Annotated in this window: 15 protein-coding genes; 6 read left to right on the top strand and 9 right to left on the bottom strand. The window is 67.9% G+C overall.

The window, feature by feature from the left end; all coding sequences use genetic code 11:
* Positions 1 to 111 precede the first annotated feature (111 nt).
* Complete coding sequence (locus tag C1876_RS08540; protein WP_114546299.1) at positions 112 to 1,698, bottom strand: FAD-dependent oxidoreductase; 1,587 nt, start codon at positions 1,696 to 1,698, stop codon at positions 112 to 114.
* A 226-nt stretch (positions 1,699 to 1,924) separates the two neighbouring features.
* Between C1876_RS08540 and C1876_RS08535 the strand changes: the two genes are divergently transcribed.
* Positions 1,925 to 3,364 (top strand): helix-turn-helix transcriptional regulator, encoded by a 1,440-nt coding sequence (locus C1876_RS08535; protein WP_114546298.1) that lies wholly within the window; start codon positions 1,925 to 1,927, stop codon positions 3,362 to 3,364.
* Here the strand turns inward: C1876_RS08535 and C1876_RS08530 are convergent.
* From C1876_RS08530 to C1876_RS08510, 5 genes are all read right to left on the bottom strand, one after another.
* Entirely contained in the window at positions 3,359 to 4,660 is a 1,302-nt protein-coding gene (locus C1876_RS08530; protein ID WP_114546297.1) for an acyl-CoA thioester hydrolase/BAAT C-terminal domain-containing protein, read from the bottom strand. The two genes, C1876_RS08535 and C1876_RS08530, sit on opposite strands and share 6 nt — an antisense overlap.
* Positions 4,657 to 5,139, bottom strand: a complete 483-nt coding sequence (locus C1876_RS08525) for a MarR family winged helix-turn-helix transcriptional regulator (protein ID WP_114546296.1) — start codon at positions 5,137 to 5,139, stop codon at positions 4,657 to 4,659. The genes C1876_RS08530 and C1876_RS08525 overlap by 4 nt, the downstream gene beginning before the upstream one ends.
* 147 nt (positions 5,140 to 5,286) lie before the next feature.
* Positions 5,287 to 7,209: a heavy metal translocating P-type ATPase gene (locus tag C1876_RS08520; protein ID WP_114546295.1), complete on the bottom strand. Its 1,923-nt coding sequence runs from the start codon at positions 7,207 to 7,209 to the stop codon at positions 5,287 to 5,289.
* A 108-nt stretch (positions 7,210 to 7,317) separates the two neighbouring features.
* Positions 7,318 to 7,536 (bottom strand): cation transporter, encoded by a 219-nt coding sequence (locus C1876_RS08515; RefSeq protein ID WP_092196918.1) that lies wholly within the window; start codon positions 7,534 to 7,536, stop codon positions 7,318 to 7,320.
* Positions 7,537 to 7,570: 34 nt separating this feature from the next.
* Positions 7,571 to 7,945, bottom strand: coding sequence for an ArsR/SmtB family transcription factor (locus C1876_RS08510; protein WP_114546294.1), 375 nt, complete (start codon positions 7,943 to 7,945; stop codon positions 7,571 to 7,573).
* A gap of 190 nt (positions 7,946 to 8,135) precedes the next feature.
* On the opposite strand from C1876_RS08510, the gene C1876_RS08505 reads away from it, so the two are divergent.
* The 3 genes from C1876_RS08505 to C1876_RS08495 all read left to right on the top strand — a co-directional run bounded on the left by C1876_RS08505 (position 8,136) and on the right by C1876_RS08495 (position 10,851).
* Positions 8,136 to 8,774 carry an ATP-binding protein gene (locus C1876_RS08505; protein ID WP_114546293.1) on the top strand — a complete coding sequence of 213 codons (639 nt, stop codon included), beginning with the start codon at positions 8,136 to 8,138 and terminating at the stop codon, positions 8,772 to 8,774.
* 176 nt (positions 8,775 to 8,950) lie between these two features.
* Positions 8,951 to 9,889 (top strand): AraC family transcriptional regulator, encoded by a 939-nt coding sequence (locus tag C1876_RS08500; RefSeq protein ID WP_114546292.1) that lies wholly within the window; start codon positions 8,951 to 8,953, stop codon positions 9,887 to 9,889.
* Complete coding sequence (locus C1876_RS08495; RefSeq protein WP_114546291.1) at positions 9,886 to 10,851, top strand: DMT family transporter; 966 nt, start codon at positions 9,886 to 9,888, stop codon at positions 10,849 to 10,851. The genes C1876_RS08500 and C1876_RS08495 overlap by 4 nt, the downstream gene beginning before the upstream one ends.
* An 18-nt stretch (positions 10,852 to 10,869) precedes the next feature.
* Here C1876_RS08495 and C1876_RS08490 read toward each other — a convergent pair whose 3' ends face one another.
* The 3 genes from C1876_RS08490 to C1876_RS08480 all read right to left on the bottom strand — a co-directional run bounded on the left by C1876_RS08490 (position 10,870) and on the right by C1876_RS08480 (position 13,318).
* On the bottom strand, positions 10,870 to 11,862 hold the full coding sequence (locus C1876_RS08490; protein ID WP_158544654.1) for a CPBP family intramembrane glutamic endopeptidase: 993 nt from the start codon (positions 11,860 to 11,862) through the stop codon (positions 10,870 to 10,872).
* 11 nt (positions 11,863 to 11,873) lie between these two features.
* Positions 11,874 to 12,623: an SOS response-associated peptidase family protein gene (locus C1876_RS08485; RefSeq protein WP_114546289.1), complete on the bottom strand. Its 750-nt coding sequence runs from the start codon at positions 12,621 to 12,623 to the stop codon at positions 11,874 to 11,876.
* Positions 12,624 to 12,757: 134 nt separating this feature from the next.
* Positions 12,758 to 13,318 carry a DUF308 domain-containing protein gene (locus C1876_RS08480; protein ID WP_244910090.1) on the bottom strand — a complete coding sequence of 187 codons (561 nt, stop codon included), beginning with the start codon at positions 13,316 to 13,318 and terminating at the stop codon, positions 12,758 to 12,760.
* 164 nt (positions 13,319 to 13,482) lie between these two features.
* Here C1876_RS08480 and C1876_RS08475 point away from each other — a divergent pair, with 164 nt between their 5' ends.
* Entirely contained in the window at positions 13,483 to 13,806 is a 324-nt protein-coding gene (locus C1876_RS08475) for a metal-sensing transcriptional repressor (protein WP_114546288.1), read from the top strand.
* A 79-nt stretch (positions 13,807 to 13,885) separates the two neighbouring features.
* Positions 13,886 to 16,492 carry a heavy metal translocating P-type ATPase gene (locus C1876_RS08470; RefSeq protein WP_114546287.1) on the top strand — a complete coding sequence of 869 codons (2,607 nt, stop codon included), beginning with the start codon at positions 13,886 to 13,888 and terminating at the stop codon, positions 16,490 to 16,492.

Raw genomic sequence — 16,492 nt, 5'->3', positions numbered from 1 at the left:
ACCATAGCACGCCCCCCGCACCACCCCCGCCATCGGCAACATGCCGTTACCGCGGGAGGTGGAGAAGCGGAGCGCGCCGAGCGTCGGTGCGCTCCGCTTCGAGCCGTGGGTCTAGGAGGAAAGCGCGCTCCGGGCGGCGATACGGCCGAAAGCGGCGCATTCGCCGACATTGCCGGTGCCCTGGTAGAGGTGTCCCCATACCGATCCGAACTCGCCGGCTGAGTACAGGTGAGGAATGGGATCGCCGAAGGGGTCGAGGATCTCGGCCTGCGGGCTGCGTACCGGCCCTCCGTCGGTGTTGAGCATGGACGGCACGCACAGCACGGCGTAGAAGGGCGGTGTCGCCACCTTTTGCAGCGTGTCGGCGGGGCGGTAGAAGGCCAGGTCTTCGCCGCGGTCGCAGAACTCGTTCCATTGCGCTACGGTTTTCGTCAGTTCGTCTGCCGGCACCTCGATGGCGCTTGCGAGTCCTTCGACGCTCTCGGCGCTCACCGCCCATCCGTCGGCAACGGGGTCGGACGACTTCTCGGAGGGAAACGCGCCGGCGGCAAGGCCGTCCGCGTCGAAGAGGAACCACGCCTGCTCGGGGAAAGGCAGATGCGTCCAGTTTCCGCCGAACTGCGTGATGCCGTGGCGGTAGCCCACGTTGAGTTTGGGATCGGAATCGGCCTCGGCGTACGGCGTCGTGGGGCATGAGCACGCATCGTAATCCTGGTAGAAACGGCGCCCGTTGACTCCCACGGTGATGCCGTACTGCTTCGTCGTGAAGTTCCACACGGTCGAGACGAACTTCGTGTTCGTGAGGTCGCGCAGCGCCATCCAGTACTGAGCACCGCCGGCCATATGCCAGAAATCGGCACCCACCTTCATGCACGCTCGATGACCGTCCCCGGTGTTCGCCTTCCCCGCGTAAGGGAACACGCCTTTCACGCCCGTGTAGTTGTACAGCATTTCAGCGTCGCTCTCGAAGCCGCCCGTGCACATGATGACGCCCTTGGTCGCTTTGTAGCGCTTGCCGTTCGCCACCACGCCTTCGATGGCTTTCGTCTCGGGATTCTGGACGAGCGACTCCATGGGCGTAGAGGCTTTGAACGTGATGGCGTCCGCGTGCTCCTCCATCACGTTGAGGAGGAATTGGAACACGTGGTTGGGGCCGTCGCCGTCCGATTTGAACTTGATGCGTCCGTAGGTGTTGTCGTTGGGGAGCTCGGGCCATTCACCCAGCTTCGAGTCGTCCGGCGGGCCCACCTCGAGCCATTCCTCCTTCGCGCCCAAATCGTAGAGCCAGGACAGGTTATGCGCGAGCTCGTCGGCGAAAGCCTCCTTCACGTCGTCGGGCGTGCTGTCTCCAATCATAGCGTCGAGGTACACCATGAAGGCGTCCGGGTCTTCGCAGTACAGCATGCTGCCGGCGCAAAACGGGCTGTTTCCATTTGCCGACACGTCCTTCTCGAGCAGCAGGCATGTGGCGCCGTCGCCTTCGGTGGCAACGGTGATGGCCGAGGCGAGCCCGGCGATGCCGCCGCCGCACACTACGATGTCGAACTCGTCGTCCCATTCGCCGCTCGATGCGCTCGCGTCCGTCGATGCCTGCTTGGGCGCGGCGCACGCCGTCAAGCCCGTGGCGGCAATCCCTGCGGCAGCGAGGGCCGCCCCTCCGATGAACGACCTGCGGGTGAGTTTCGTTTCCTCCAGCATGTGAACCCCTTCCGTGCAATCGGTGCGATCCTTCCCTTCGGATCGGGTCCCATGCTAGGACGGACGGGTGAGTCGGGTTGTCTCCCGAAACGCCCTAAACCCTGCTCATCCTTGTGCCCGAAAGGGATGATTGTGTCGGCAACCCCCTTGCTTCGACCCTTGCCTCCGGGTGAGCGGAAGCTCGTTGTGCTATCCTCGACAGCGTAGGAGGGGAGGGCGTAGGGGTATGCCACAGCTTCAGAATATGACGAAACGGGATTGGATGCTGGCAGCTTGCACCGTCGTGGGCCTTGCGTTCATGAGCGTATGGTCGGACGTGGTGGGGCACGGCTCCGGGTTCTTTGCAAGCGCCGATGCGGTGCAGGACATCGCGAATGCGCGCGTGCTGTTCCTAGCCGGTCTCACGCTGTCGACGGCGTTCTACGTGCTCGCGCCGAAAGCGCTCAAGCGTTTCGAGGCGCCGCTCGGCATAGGCGTGGCAACGGCGTCCCTCGCAGCAACCCTCCTGTTCTCGTTTCCCTCCCTCGCGCCCCTCCTGCCCGTCGACTACCTTTGCGCGGGGTGCCTGTTTTTCGTGGGCGTGGGCTACGGTTGGCTTGCCGTGCATCTTGTATGCGAGGTGGCCTACCAAGGCGATTATGGCGCCGTCGTGTCCATTCTGGCTATCAGCCTTCTGGCGAAGACCATCATGACGAGCCTGTTCAATCTGCATGGCTCCGCTGCGGTGCAGGTCGGCGCGGCCATCGTGTCGCCGGTTGTCGCGTTCGCGGCGGTGTGGGCCGGTCAGCGGCTGCTCGATCGGTCGCCCGAGACCCTCGATTTGGCCGAGCTTCCCAAGGTGCAGGAGCCCGACAAGCGCGTGCTGCTCGTACTGCTCGTGCTGCTGCCGGTGCTGCGCGCGCTCGTGCGCGTGCTCAGCAAGATGGGGTTTTGGGGAAGCGGGTACGAGGTGGAGAACATCCTCAACGGCCTGGGCTTCCTCATCGTCATCGCGCTCGTGCTGTTTTTCGCGCGCGTCACGCTTGTGAAAGAGCAGGGCGACGACCTCATAACGCGCTTCCTGCCGCCGTTCATGGTCATCCTGGGCGGTTTCTTCCTGCTCGACCCGCAGGTGGCGCATCTCGTGGGCATCACCGCATGGACGAGCTACCTGCTCACGACGTTCGTCGAGCTGTTCTCGCAGCTGTTCCATTGGGCTCTTATCGCGCTGTCCATCCGCAGTTTGAGCATCCATCCGTACCGGGTGGTGGGTATCGGCTATGCCGTGTACGGCGCGTTCTCCATCGCCTACGCGCTGCTGCTGCAGAACACAGTGGAGCTTAGCAGCGTCCTCATCGTGCTGGCCATGTATTTCTTCATCGTGGTCATGATGCTGCTGTTCCGTTCGCGTCGGACGGGCGCGGCGCCGAAGGCCGATGCGGGTGCGACGCGTCAACCGTCGAGCGATGAGGAACGCCTGCGCGCCATCGCCGAGCGCTACGGGCTGTCGCCACGCGAGACCGAGGTGTTCGCACTGCTCGCGCAGGGACGCAATCGTACGTACATCCAGAACGCGCTGTTCCTGGCTGAGGGCACGGTGAAAACGCACACGTCGCGCATCTATCAGAAGCTCGGCGTGAACAATCGTCAGGACATGATCACGCTCGTGCAGGATGCCGACTCATAGGTGCTCCTCGAAGAAGGAGAGGGTGTCGTGCCAGGCGGCTTGGGTGGCGGCGGCCCAGGCGTCGAGGTCGGTGCCGGCGGGCAGCGCGGGCGCGGGTTGGAAGGGCACGGTGAGCGTGTGGCAGCCGCCCTCGTAGCGGCGGTGCTCGTGGACGTGCGGGAAGCCGGCGGCGTCGAGGGCGCCCATCGCGAGGTCGCCGTGGAGGCTCGCGGGCCATACCTCGTCGCCGACGGACGAGGTGAGCAGCACGGGGCCGCTGATGTGCTCGAGAGGAAAGCGCACTTCGTCGAAGGCAACGCGGCCGAGTGTCTCGCCGTAGAGCCACGCGGTGAAGCTGTCGGGGCGCCGCGCGCGCACGAAGGGCGTGCGGGCGAGGGCTGCCAGCGGGATCTTCGCGCAGGGCAGCTCGGTGCCGCGCCAGGTCCACGATGCGTGGCGGCTCGGCAGCGATCCGCGCAGCCCCTCGTAGCACAGCGGGCTTGCGGCGTTCGCCGCCACGCAGGCCAGCGCGGGGATGCGCGATGCCGCGGCCAGGGCGAGCTCGCCGCCCTTCGAGCGGCCGAACACGCCGATGCGGCGCGCGTCAACCTCGGGTCGCTCGCTGAGCCAAGCGCAGGCGCGCTCGACGATTTCGAGCGGGATGCGGTCGAGGAAGCGCGCGGTGCCGTTCAGCCCGAAGTAGCACACGGCCAGGGCGCGGAAGCCGTGCGCGGCGAACAGGCTCGCGATGATCTGGGCCTTCTCGATGCGCCCGTCGCTGCCGCTCAGCACGATGACAGCGGGATGCGGCTCGTCGGGGGCGGGGGAGAAGTACCGCGCCACGAACCCTTCGCCTGCCACGTCGCGCACGGTAGTGCCCGCAACGGCGTAGCGGCGCGTGCAGCACGCGGCGAGCTCGCTGCCGTCGGCGCGCACGGCGATGATGCGCACCGCGTAGCCGTCGGGGACGGGGACGGCGCCGAGGACGTGCGGGGCGCGGGGGCTCGCACGGCGGGGCTCGTCGCGGGGACGGAGGGCGTAGAGCGGCGCGGAGCCGCAGGCGGCGTGCCAGTCGCCCGCGAGGGGCACGTCCCGGTCGAGGTCGACCGAGCCGTCGGCCGCGGCCGCGAAGGTTGCGCCTGAGGTCCATCGTCGCAGGTCGTAGGAGCGGCGCGGATCGCCGTTGACGCAGAAGAGGTCGTCCGTCTCGGCGCGCAGGGTCACGCGCTCGCCGGCTGCAAGCCCCTCGAGGCGCACCGACAGCGGCTCGTCGGCCAGCGCTCCAACCGGCGCGACGACGAGGGACGCGGCGCTCATGCGCGGGCCTCCCAGGCGGCAGCGCGCTCGTAACCGTCCCAGCCGGGCGTGAGGCCGTCGGCCAGCTTGCGCAGCAGGCGATGGAGCTCGCGCGTCTCGTCGCCGTCGAGGATGCCCGCCGCCTCGCCGAGCGCATCGGCGCGCCGCGCGTACAGCTCGGACGCCACCGTCGCGCCCGCCTGCGTCGGCTGCAGCAGCACGGCGCGCCGGTCGGCCGGGTTCGCCGCCGTCGTCAGGTAGCCCTTGCGCACGAGCGCGTCCACCAGCTGCTTGGCGTTCTGCTTCGTGCAGCCCATGAGCCGCGCCGCCTCGCTGCACGTCGCCCGTCCGTCTTCCAGATGGAACACGCTGATCAGCGCCATCCACTGCTTCGTCGTGATGCGCTCGTCCAGCCGGTCGCCCTGCGCCTGCGCCACGTTCGCCAAATGGAAGACGAGCGCCACCACCTGCTGGAATTCGTCAAACCGCCCTGATTCCATGCGCTCCCCTTCCTCGATCCACCTATAAAGACAATATATTGACTATAGGGCAACCGGAAGAAAATGGAAAGGGGGAAAGCCGCTCCTCCCAACAAAAAGCGCCGCCCGGGAGGGGCGGCGCTTCGGCACGCACGACGCAGCGCCGCGCTACTTCTTCACGTTCATCGCCCTCATGGCGTTGAGGATGGCGATGACGGCCACGCCCACGTCGGCGAACACGGCCAGCCACATGTTCGCGATGCCGACGGCGGCCAGTATCAGCACGAGGAACTTCACGCCGAGGGCGAACACGATGTTCTGCCACACGATGCCCATGGTCTTGCGGGCGATGCCGATGGCCCGCGCGATGTTCGACGGCTTGTCGTCCATGAGCACGACGTCGGCCGCCTCGATGGCCGCGTCCGAGCCCATCGCGCCCATGGCGATGCCGATGTCGGCGCGCGTGAGCACCGGGGCGTCGTTGATGCCGTCGCCCACGAAGGCCAACTTGCCCTTCCCGGCGCCGTGCGCGTGCGTCTCCTCGAGCAGCTTCTCCACTTCGGCGACCTTGTCCTGCGGCAGCAGCTGCGCGCGGAACTCGTCGATGCCCAGCTCCTTCGCCACCGCGGCGGCCACGTCGGCGCGGTCACCCGTGAGCATGACGGTCTTCCTCACGCCCGCGGCCCGCAGCGCGACGATGGCCTCGGCGGCGTCGGGCTTGATGACGTCGGCGATGACGATGTGGCCGATGTATTCGCCGTCAAGCGACACGTGGAGGATGGTGCCGGTGAGCTCGCACTCGTGGCAGCCCACGCCGCACTCGCTCATGAGCTTGTCGTTGCCCACGAGCACCACGTGCTCGTCGATGCGCGCGCGCACGCCGTGACCGCTCTGCTCCTGCACGTCGTCGATGCGCTGCTGATCGATGGGCCCCGCGTAGGCCTGCTTCACCGAGAGCGCGATGGGGTGGTTCGAGTACGCCTCCGCGTGCGCCGCGATGGACAGCAGGCGATCGGGGTCGATGTCGGCCTCCGGATGGATGGCCACCACGTTGAACGAGCCGTCCGTGAGCGTGCCCGTCTTGTCGAACACGACGGTCTCCGCGGCTGCGAGCGTCTCGAGGTAGTTGCTGCCCTTCACGAGGATGCCGAGGCGCGAGGCGCCGCCGATGCCGCCGAAGAACGACAGCGGCACGCTGATGACGAGGGCGCAGGGGCACGACACTACGAGGAAGATGAGGCCGCGCTGCACCCAGTCCGACCAGCCGCCGCCAAGCAGCAGGGGCGGCACGACGGCCAGCAGCACCGCGATGCCCACGACGGCCGGCGTGTAGTAGCGGGCGAAACGGGTGATGAAGTTCTCGGTCTTGGCCTTCTTCTCGGCCGCGTTCTCCACGAGCTCGAGGATGCGCGACACGGTGGACTCGCCGAACGGCTTCGTCACGCGCACGGTGATGAGGCCGGTCATGTTGACGCAGCCCGAGATGATCTCGTCGCCCTCGCGCACCTCGCGCGGCACCGACTCGCCCGTGAGGGCCGCGGTGTCGAGCTGCGAGGTCCCGGCGATCACGACGCCGTCGAGCGGCACGCGCTCGCCGGCCTTCACCACGATCTCGTCGCCCACGGTAACCTCGTAGGGGTCCACCTGCACGAGCTCGCCGTCGCGCTCCACGTTGGCGAAATCGGGCGCGATGTCCATCATGTCGGCGATGGATTTACGGCTCTTGCCTACGGCGTAGCTTTGGAACAGCTCGCCCACCTGGTAGAACAGCATGACGGCGGCGCCTTCGGCCATATGCGGATCGCTGTCGGGGAACAGCACGAGCGCGAACGCGCCGATGGTGGCCACCGTCATGAGGAAGTTCTCGTCGAACACCTGGCCGTGGCCGATGTTCTTCGCCGCGCGCAGCAGCACGTCGTAGCCGGCGATGAGGTAAGGGACGAGGAAGAGCGCGAACTCCACCCACAGCGCGGCCGTCTCGCTGCCGAGCCACGTGGCGAGCGGCAACAGCTCGGCGATCACGTAGACGACGACGAACAGCGCGATAGCGAGGAGGATGCGATTCCTCGTACGTTTCTGCTTCTTATTCATGGTCTCCAACCTTGGAATCGGGGAGGGGAGGGCGCGCGCCGGCATGCGAATGTTTCACGTGAAACATTCGTTCGTGCGGCGAGCGGTTCCCCTCGGAGTTTGAAATGGTTAGCGCAAAATGACGCAGTCGGGCTCGATCTTCCGGCATACGCGCTCGGCCTCGTCGAGCACGGCGTCGAAGCGGTCGTCGTCGGCTTCGATCACGAGCTTCTGCGTCATGAAGCTGACCGTGGCGCTCTTCACGCCGTCGATGTTCTTGATGCCGTTCTCCATCTTCGCGGCGCAGTTCGCGCAATCGAGGTCCTGGAGTTTGAAAGCCTTGCGCATGGTGGTAGTCCTTTCGAGCCGTTGTCCTGGTCGTTTATTCGCAGATGTGGGTCATGCCCTGGGCGAGCACGGTGTATACGTGGTCGTCCGACAGCGAGTAGATGACGTTCTTGCCGTCGCGCTGGAACTTCACGAGGCGGGCCTGCTTGAGCGTGCGCAGCTGGTGCGATACGGCGCTCTGCGTGGCGCCGATGAGCTCGGCGAGGTCGGCGACGCACAGCTCCTGGCCCATGAGCGCATACAGAATCTTGATGCGCGTCGTGTCGCCGAACACCTTGAACAGGTCGGCGAGGTCGTACAGTATCTCCTCGTCGGGCATGCCCTCGGGGCCCGACGCCCCCGCGTGTTCGGCGCAGCCGCACGAGCAGCCGTTGTCGTGCGCGCTCTCGTCGTTCGTCTTGCTCTTCATTCGCTCAACCTCTCAACATATGATCAACTGTTCATAAGTATAGAAGGTGACGGGGCGATGTCAAGGGGGAGAAGGGAAGAAAGGGGAATTCCCCGCTTGTTGCATTTCCAACGGAATGCGGACGGGCGCTGTGCTATCCTCGCGGCATGATTCGACGAGGTTCGACGAGGATGCCTGCGGGAGGAACAGCATGATACGGAAGATCATCGAGATTGACGAGCGCGCGTGCAACGGGTGCGGGCTGTGCGTGACGGCGTGCCATGAGGGCGCGATAGGCCTGGTGAACGGCAAGGCGCGCCTGCTGCGCGACGATTACTGCGACGGTTTGGGCGACTGCCTGCCTGCGTGCCCGACCGGCGCCATAACCTTCGTGGAGCGCGAGGCCGAAGCGTACGACGAACAGGCGGTGCTCGCGGCGAAGGACGGGAAGGCCGCGAAAGCACCCTCCGGCCCGACGCCTTCGGCCATCGCGTCGTGGCCGATCGAGATCAAGCTCGTGCCTGTGCAGGCGCCGTACTTCGCCGGCGCGCACCTGCTGCTGGCCGCCGACTGCACCGCCTTCGCCTACGCGGACTTCCATCGCGACTTCATGTCCGGCCGCGTCACGCTCATCGGCTGCCCGAAGCTCGACGGCGTGGACTACAGCCGGAAGCTCGAGGAGATCTTCGCGGGCAACGACATCGCCTCGGTTACCGTCGCGCGCATGCAGGTGCCGTGCTGCGGCGGCCTCGAGCACGCGGCGCGCACGGCGCTCGAGCGCAGCGGCAAGGACGTGCCCTTCGAGGTGGCCGTCATCTCCACGGCCGGCTCGCTGCTCGAACGCCGCTAGGCGCGGGACGCCCACCCGGCATCCCGCCCCTTCGCGCGCCAAAATGTTTCACGTGAAACATCCGTTCGCGTGCGACGAAGGCCCCGGCAACCGACCGGAGCGCAATTTCGTTCAAGCGGGCGCGGAGCGTTCGTGGTATCGTTGCCTGCTCGGATGAAAGGTGCGGGGTGGAGGCAATGGAAACGATCGAAGCATGGAACGCGCGCGCCGACGTGCGCGGGGCGCGGCTCGCCGACAGCGACATGGGCGCCGAGAACCGGCGCATCGCGCCGTTCGGCCCCTGCCCGGGCGTGGAGTTCGTCACGCTCGAGGGCATCGTGCAGCCGTTTCCGCTCCACTTCCACGATTTCTGGACCATCGGGCAGATGGTGCAGGGCAACCGCCGCATGACGTGTCGCGGCGAGGTGCACGACCTGGGCCCCGAGGACTTCGTGCTGTTCGGGCCGGGCGAGGTGCACGGCTGCAAGCCGATGAACGACACACCGCTCGTGTACCGCAGCATCGTGGTGCCCGTGGAGCTGTTCGCGCAGGCCTACGGCGAGTCGTTGGGCCTTGCGCCCGCCGAGGCCGCAACCCCGACCTGCCGGTTCGCGCCCGTGGTGGTGCGCGACGTCGTGCTGTCGGCGTGCATGGCGCGCCTGTACGCGTTCGCCTCCGACGACGTCGCGCACGACGCGCTCGAGGAGGAAGAGGCGCTGTGGGCCTTCCTCGCGCGGGTGGCCACGTACTGCGAGGGCGCGCCCGATGCGCAGGCGTCCCCCGAGGCGCCGTCCGCGGCGAACGTGGCCCGGGCGCGCCGCTTCCTCGACGAGCGCTTCGCCTCGGCCGTCACGCTCGACGACCTCGCGCGCGCCGCCGGCGTGTCGCGCTACCATCTCATCCGCGTGTTCTCCGACGAGACGGGCCTCACGCCCCATCGCTACCTGCAGGCGGTGCGCGCGAACCGCGCCCGCGACCTGCTGGCGGCTGGCGTCGAACCCTCCGAGGCGGCGGCGCAGTCCGGCTTCTCGGACCAGGCCCATATGACGCGCGTGTACAAGTCGTTCTACGGAATCACGCCCGGACGCTACCGGGCGGCGGCGCGCACGCGCGCGCAGGAGGGGAAGCTCGCATGACCGAACCGTCAGCTGAAACGATCGACGCCGCCGCGCCTACTGCATCCGCCGCGCCCGCCGCGCAGCAGCGCCCCGCCGTGCGCGGGCACGTGCTGGCGCTCGTCACCGTGCTCGTGTGGGCCGTGACCTTCGTGTCGACGAAGGTGCTGCTCGTGCACCTCGCGCCCATCGAGATCCTCTTCTTCCGCTTCGTCATCGGCTTCGCGGCGCTCGCGCTGCTGCGCCCGCGCATCCTGCGCGTGCAGGACTTCAAGGAGGAGCGCTGGTTCATGTTGGCGGGCGCGACGGGCGTGACGCTGTACTACCTGCTGGAGAACATCGCGCTCACGTTCACCACGGCGTCCATCGTGGGCGTGGTCGTGGCGGCGGCGCCCCTGTTCACGGGGCTGGCCTCGGCCGCGGTGCTCAAGGAGCGCCTGCGCGCGCCGTTCTTCGTCGGCTTCGCCGTGGCCATGGCCGGCGTGTGTCTCGTGAGCTTCGCGGGCGGCGCGGCGGGCGCGCTCGCGGGCGAGGGCATCGGCCAGGCGGGGCTCGTGGGCGTGGGGCTCGCGCTGGCGGCGGCCGGCACGTGGGCCGTGTACTCCATCGTCACGAAGAAGCTCTCGACGTTCGGCTACGACAGCATCCTCGTGACGCGCCGCACGTTCGCCTGGGGCCTCGCGTTCATGCTTCCCACGCTGCCCATCCTAGGCTTCTCGCCCGATTGGGCCTCGCTCGCGGCTCCCGAGATGTGGGGCAACCTCGTGTTCCTCGGCCTGGGCGCAAGCGCGCTGTGCTTCGTGACGTGGAACATGGCGGTGAAGGAGCTCGGGCCGGTGAAGACGAGCCTCTACATCTACCTCGTGCCCGCGCTCACCGTGATGGCCTCGGCCGCCGTGCTCGGCGACCCGCTCACGCCCCCGGTCATCGCCGGCGTGCTGCTCACCATCGCGGGGCTGTTCCTGTCCGAGCGCGGCAAGTAGCGGCGGCTGCGGCAGGCCCTACAGCGGCGCGAACGCCATGACGCTCAGGGCTGTCTGCAACGCGGCGAACAGCAGAAACGACGGCGCCGTGAAGGCCGCGAGCGCCGTTTTCGCCGGGGCGCGGTGCGCGGCGAGCCACCGCTTGATGCCGTCGCGGTTGCGCCCGAGCACCCAGACGGTGCCCAGGATGCCCGTGAGGAAGAACAGCTCGGCGAAGATGCTCTGCCCGAGTTCCGGCAGCAACCCCACGAGCTGCCCGAGCCAATCCGACAGGACGAGATTGTTGAAGATGTGCAGCCCGATGGCCCAGCCGAGCGAATAGCGCGTCGCCGCGAACCCCAGGACGATCCCCGTGCAGAACGCGAAGCCGCCCTGCGCGAAATCGCCGTGGAACAGGCCGAACAGCACCGCAGACGCCACGATGGCGAACGTCTGCCCGAACTTCGCGAGCGCGCCCAGAACCACGCCGCGGAACACGATCTCCTCGACGATAGGCGCGAGCACGCCGGCGTACAGGATCATCCACACGGTGGGTGCGGCCGCGTCGAGGCTGTCCATCGTGGAGAACACGCGGTAGCCGAGCGCGTCGGCCAGCGCGCCGAGGCACAGCGTGATCACCGAGAAGACGGCCTGCGCGCCCACGAGCAGCAGCAGGAACGTGCCGAGCATGCGCGCGTTCATGCGGTGCGGCTCGGGGTCGGCGCGCCGGAGGCTGGGCAGGAACCGGCCGCGCAGCTTGAGCAGCACGAACAGCATGCCCGCCGCCAAGCCGGCGATGCTCATCTCGCCCAGATGGTCGCTGAAGAACGTGCTCGCGCCCGCGAACCCGGCGGCTTCGAGGGCCAGGGCCAGCGCGTAGCCCGCCAGCGTGAAGATGAGCGTGTAGACGAACACGAACCGGCTCTGCCGCCCCATGGCGCGCCGCACCTCGCGGCGTCCTTCCTTCGAGAGCGCCTGTCCTCCTTCGTTGGCCGCGTTGGCTGCGGTCGATGATGCGAACGGATGTTTCACGTGAAACATCCTCAGCGCTCGGGCGCGACGCGCAGGGCCACGGCCCCGCGGTCGAGCAGCGGCTCGTACACGCCGGTGAGCCACAAGGCGGGCTCGCCCGGCCCCAGCACAAGCGGCATGCGGTTGTGCACCGGCGCCACGGCCGCGTTCGGCTCGGTGGTGACGAGCGAGAAGCGCCCCTTGTCGTGGATGCCCGCCAGCAGCAGGGGAGCGCCGTCCGCGTGCTCGAAGGCGTACTGGCGCTTGACGGGGCGGCCGGTGCGCGCGCTCGGCACCGTCTCCGACGCGTGCGACTCGTAGAAGCCCCAGGCGGGTATGAGGCAGCGCCGCCGCGCGAACGATTCGCGCCACATGCTGCCGTCGTCGCGCAGCGCCGTCTCGATGCGCGTGTTGAACACGGGCCCGTTCTTCCAGGGAACCTCGTAGCCCCAGGCCATGTGCGCGACGGCGAGCCCGCACCCCGAGCCGCTCGGCACGATGAGCGGCACCACCGACGAGGGCAGCGCCTCGACACGCGCAGGCGCAGGTGCAGGTGCGGAATCCGGGCTTGCCGGCGTCTCGTCGAACAGTGACAGCTGCGAGGTCGAACGCTGCGGCGCCGCCGGGCGGGCGACGTCGGCCTCGGCGGCCAGGAACTCCTCGTACGCCTCGAGCGGGTCGAGCGAGCCGAGCTCGCCGACGTGCTCGGCCAGGTCGCGCTCGATTTCCGCGGCGATGCGGGCGACTTCGTCGCGATCGATCGGTATGAAACGACGGCACATGGACGGCTCCTTTCCGCTTCCAAACGATGCTGCCACCGCGCAGCATAGCGCATCGCCCGCGACGTGCGGCCGACGGCGCGCCCGCTGTCGCTTCGCCGTTGCCGACGCGGGCAGGCGGCCGGTTCCCGAGGGGTTTACGCCTCGGCTTCCAGCACGAACTTGCCGCGCTCGCGATGCAGCTTGAAGGGGTACACGATCAGCTCGAGACCGAGCAGCAGCAGATGGTGCTCGATGTTCGCGAACGGGTTGAGGATGAGCAGCACGGCCAGCACGAGCTCGAACACGCACAGCGCGAGCGAGAAGACGAAGGGCTCCTTGCGCTTGATGTCGGCGATGATCTCGTCGAATTCGCCCGCGGCCTTCACGAGGCCCAGCAGGCCCCAGATGATGCCGATGAACGTGGTGGAATTCGACCCGTGCACGGCGGTGACGAGGCCCAGCACCACCAGCACGATGGCGGCGCCCACGCTCGTCGCGCCCGCTTCCACGTCGCGCTCGCGCGCCACGGCCACGATGCTGCCCACGCCCGACAGCACCATGGGCACGCCGAGGAAATAGGGGAGCACCTCCTCGCCTACGTCGGGAAACAGCAGGCAGCCCACGCCCACGACGGGCAGCACGAGCATGGAGATGACGGCCAGTTTGACGCTCGCCTTGCTCTCCTTGAGATCCTTGACGGAATGGATGGTCGACACGGAGGTCCTTTCGCGATGATCGAGGGAATCACCATTGTAGCACCGCCGCGTCGACGCCCGGATGCCGCTCGGAAACTTCGGGGTTGACAATACCCGCCAGGGGTATATACTCACCGCTAGATACCCAGCAGGGGTATAGGCGAACGAGGAAGCGAGGAGTCATCATGGCCGAGGAGAACACCGCCGAAGAGACCGGCTGCGGCTGCCGTCGCAAGGAGACGCCCCGCTCGCAGGAGCTGCAGGCCGACCTGCATAAGCGCCTGAACCGCATCATCGGGCAGCTCGGCGGCATCAAGACGATGATCGACGACAACCGCTACTGCGGCGACGTGCTCACGCAGCTCGCCGCAGCCGAGAGCGCCGTGCACAGCGTGTCGGCCCTCATGCTGCAGAACCACCTGGAAACGTGCGTGGTCGAGCAGATCGAGCAAGGCAACCTCGAAGTCATCGACGAGGTCATGCAGCTCATGAAGAAGTTCTCGCGCTAGACGCGTCCGCGGGCTCGCCCGCATGTTTCACGTGAAACATTTGTACGTGCAAGCGCATGGTTCGAGTAAGGAGCGAAAGGTGAAGCAAGCGTTCGATATAACCGGCATGACGTGCGCGGCGTGCTCGGCGCGCGTGGAGAAGGCGACGCGCGGGGTGCCGGGCGTGGAAGACGTCGCGGTGAACCTGCTGAAGAACAGCATGGAGGTGACCTTCGACGGCGCGCCCGACACGGTGGGCGCCGTGGAGGCGGCCGTGGAGAAGGCGGGCTACGGCGCGACGGCGCGCGTGCCGGCTGGCACGCAGGGCGGCGGCGCGGGCGCGGGAAGCCGTGCGGCGCAGGCGCGTCCCGTGGCCGATGCGGCCGCCGAGGCGAAGCGCGTGCGCATGCGCCTTATCGTGTCCACCATATTCACGGTGCCGCTGTTCTACCTGTCCATGGGGCACATGTTCGGCTGGCCGCTGCCCGGCTTCTTCCTGGGCGACGAGAACGTGATGACGTTCGCGTTCACGCAGTTCCTGCTGCTTCTGCCCGTCGTGTTCGTCAACTTCAAGTTCTTCCGCGTGGGCTTCAAAACGCTGTTCCACGGCGCGCCGAACATGGACTCGCTCATCGCGCTCGGCTCCACCGCGGCCACCGCGTACGGCGTCTACGCCATCTACAAGATCGGCATCGCGTTGGGCGCGGGCGATCTGCACGCCTCGCACATGGCGGCGATGGACCTGTACTTCGAGTCGGCGGCCATGATCCTCACGCTCATCACCCTGGGCAAGTACTTCGAGGCCCGGGCGAAAGGCAAGACCACCGACGCCATCGCGAAGCTCATGGACCTCACGCCGAAGGAGGCCACGCGCCTCGTGGACGGCGTCGAGGAGCGCGTGCCCGTCGAGGCCGTGCGCGTGGGCGACGTGCTCGTGGTGCGTGCGGGCGAAGGCGTGCCCGTTGACGGCACCCTGCTCGAGGGCACCGGCACCGTGGACGAGTCGGTGATCACGGGCGAGAGCGTGCCGGTGGACAAGCGTCCGGGCGACGGCTTGACGGGCGCCACCGTGAACAGCACGGGATGGTTCACCATGCGGGCCGACCGCGTGGGCGACGACACGACGCTGGCCGGCATCATCCGGCTCGTGGACGATGCCACGTCGAGCAAGGCGCCCATCGAGAAGATCGCCGACAAGATCTCGGGCGTGTTCGTGCCGGTGGTCATCGTCATCGCCGTGGTCACGTTCGCCGTGTGGATGTTCGGCGGCTCGACGCTCGAGGTGGCGCTGTCGCATGCCATCTCGGTGCTCGTCATCTCGTGCCCGTGCGCGCTCGGCCTGGCCACGCCCACGGCCATCATGGTGGGCACGGGGCGCGGCGCGACCAACGGCATCCTCATCAAGTCGGCCGAGGCGCTGGAAACGGCGCACGACGTGAAGACGGTCGTACTCGACAAAACCGGCACCGTCACCCAGGGCACGCCGAGCGTGACCGACGTGGTCGCGGCGGCGGGCGTGGGACCCGAGCGCCTGCTCGAGCTGGCGGTGTCCATCGAAGGGCGCTCGGAGCACCCGCTTGCCCGCGCCGTGTGCGCCTATGCGCGCGAGCAAAAGGCGTACCCGCTGCTCGTGGAGGACTTCAAGCAGGTGCCGGGCGAAGGCGTGGCCGCGCTCGTCGACGACCGCCCCTCGTGCGCCGGCAACCTGCGCATGATGGAGGCGCGCGGCATCGCCGTCGGCGGGTTCGCCGCCGCGGCCCACGCGCTGGCCGACGAGGGCAAGACGCCGCTGTTCTTCGCGCAGGACGGCAAGCTGGAGGGCCTCATCGCCGTGGCCGACACGGTGAAGCCGTCGAGCGCGGGCGCCCTTGCCGAGCTCAAGGCCATGGGCATCCGCACGGTCATGCTCACGGGCGACAACGAGCGCACCGCCGCCGCCATCCAGCGCGAGGTGGGCGCCGACGAGGTGATCGCCGGCGTGTTGCCCGAGGGCAAGGAGCGCGAGATCCGCCGCCTGTCCGAGCAGGGCCGCGTGGCCATGGTGGGCGACGGCATCAACGACGCCCCGGCGCTCGCGCGCGCCGACATCGGCATCGCCATCGGGGCCGGCACCGACGTGGCCATCGAGAGCGCCGACATCGTGCTCATGAAGAGCGACCTGCTCGACGTGCCCGCCTCCATCCAGCTGTCGCGCGCGACGCTGCGCAACATCAAGCAGAATCTGTTCTGGGCGCTCGTCTACAACGCCGTGTGCATCCCCGTCGCGGCCGGCGCGCTCTCGTTCATGGGCGTGAACCTCAACCCCATGATAGCCGCTGCGGCCATGAGCCTGAGCTCGGTGTGCGTGGTGTCGAACGCCCTGCGCCTGCGCGGCTGGAAGCCCAACCTGTCGGCGGCGTCGGCCGTCGGGAAAACGGTATCGTCGGACGCGTCGGCGCCCGTTACGTACAGCGAACTGGCGGCAGCGGAAACCCCCGCGCCGCCCGAGAAGAAGGAGATCGCCATGGAGAAGACCCTGCAGGTTGAAGGCATGATGTGCCAGCACTGCGTCGCGCACGTGAAGAAGGCCCTCGAAGGGGTGGAAGGCGTCGAGGAAGCCGTCGTCGACCTCGAAGCCGGCACCGCCACCGCCAAGCTGGGGCACGACGTTCCCGACGAGCAGCTGGCGCAAGCCGTGGTCGAGGCGGGGTACGAGGTGAAGGGGTAG

The sequence above is a fragment of the Eggerthella sinensis genome (assembly GCF_003339815.1).
GTDB classification, from domain to species: domain Bacteria; phylum Actinomycetota; class Coriobacteriia; order Coriobacteriales; family Eggerthellaceae; genus Eggerthella; species Eggerthella sinensis.
This window is presented reverse-complemented; position numbering and strand designations above follow the sequence as displayed.

Excerpts from the sequence above, each read along its gene's own strand:
- C1876_RS08540 (WP_114546299.1), bottom strand. The coding sequence starts at position 1,698 with ATGCTGGAGGAAACGAAACTCACCCGCAGGTCGTTCATCGGAGGGGCG.
- C1876_RS08495 (WP_114546291.1), top strand. The coding sequence starts at position 9,886 with ATGACCGAACCGTCAGCTGAAACGATCGACGCCGCCGCGCCTACTGCA.
- C1876_RS08500 (WP_114546292.1), top strand. The coding sequence starts at position 8,951 with ATGGAAACGATCGAAGCATGGAACGCGCGCGCCGACGTGCGCGGGGCG.
- C1876_RS08505 (WP_114546293.1), top strand. The coding sequence starts at position 8,136 with ATGATACGGAAGATCATCGAGATTGACGAGCGCGCGTGCAACGGGTGC.
- C1876_RS08485 (WP_114546289.1), bottom strand. The coding sequence starts at position 12,623 with ATGTGCCGTCGTTTCATACCGATCGATCGCGACGAAGTCGCCCGCATC.
- C1876_RS08535 (WP_114546298.1), top strand. The coding sequence starts at position 1,925 with ATGCCACAGCTTCAGAATATGACGAAACGGGATTGGATGCTGGCAGCT.
- C1876_RS08525 (WP_114546296.1), bottom strand. The coding sequence starts at position 5,139 with ATGGAATCAGGGCGGTTTGACGAATTCCAGCAGGTGGTGGCGCTCGTC.
- C1876_RS08515 (WP_092196918.1), bottom strand. The coding sequence starts at position 7,536 with ATGCGCAAGGCTTTCAAACTCCAGGACCTCGATTGCGCGAACTGCGCC.
- C1876_RS08530 (WP_114546297.1), bottom strand. The coding sequence starts at position 4,660 with ATGAGCGCCGCGTCCCTCGTCGTCGCGCCGGTTGGAGCGCTGGCCGAC.
- C1876_RS08510 (WP_114546294.1), bottom strand. The coding sequence starts at position 7,945 with ATGAAGAGCAAGACGAACGACGAGAGCGCGCACGACAACGGCTGCTCG.
- C1876_RS08475 (WP_114546288.1), top strand. The coding sequence starts at position 13,483 with ATGGCCGAGGAGAACACCGCCGAAGAGACCGGCTGCGGCTGCCGTCGC.
- C1876_RS08520 (WP_114546295.1), bottom strand. The coding sequence starts at position 7,209 with ATGAATAAGAAGCAGAAACGTACGAGGAATCGCATCCTCCTCGCTATC.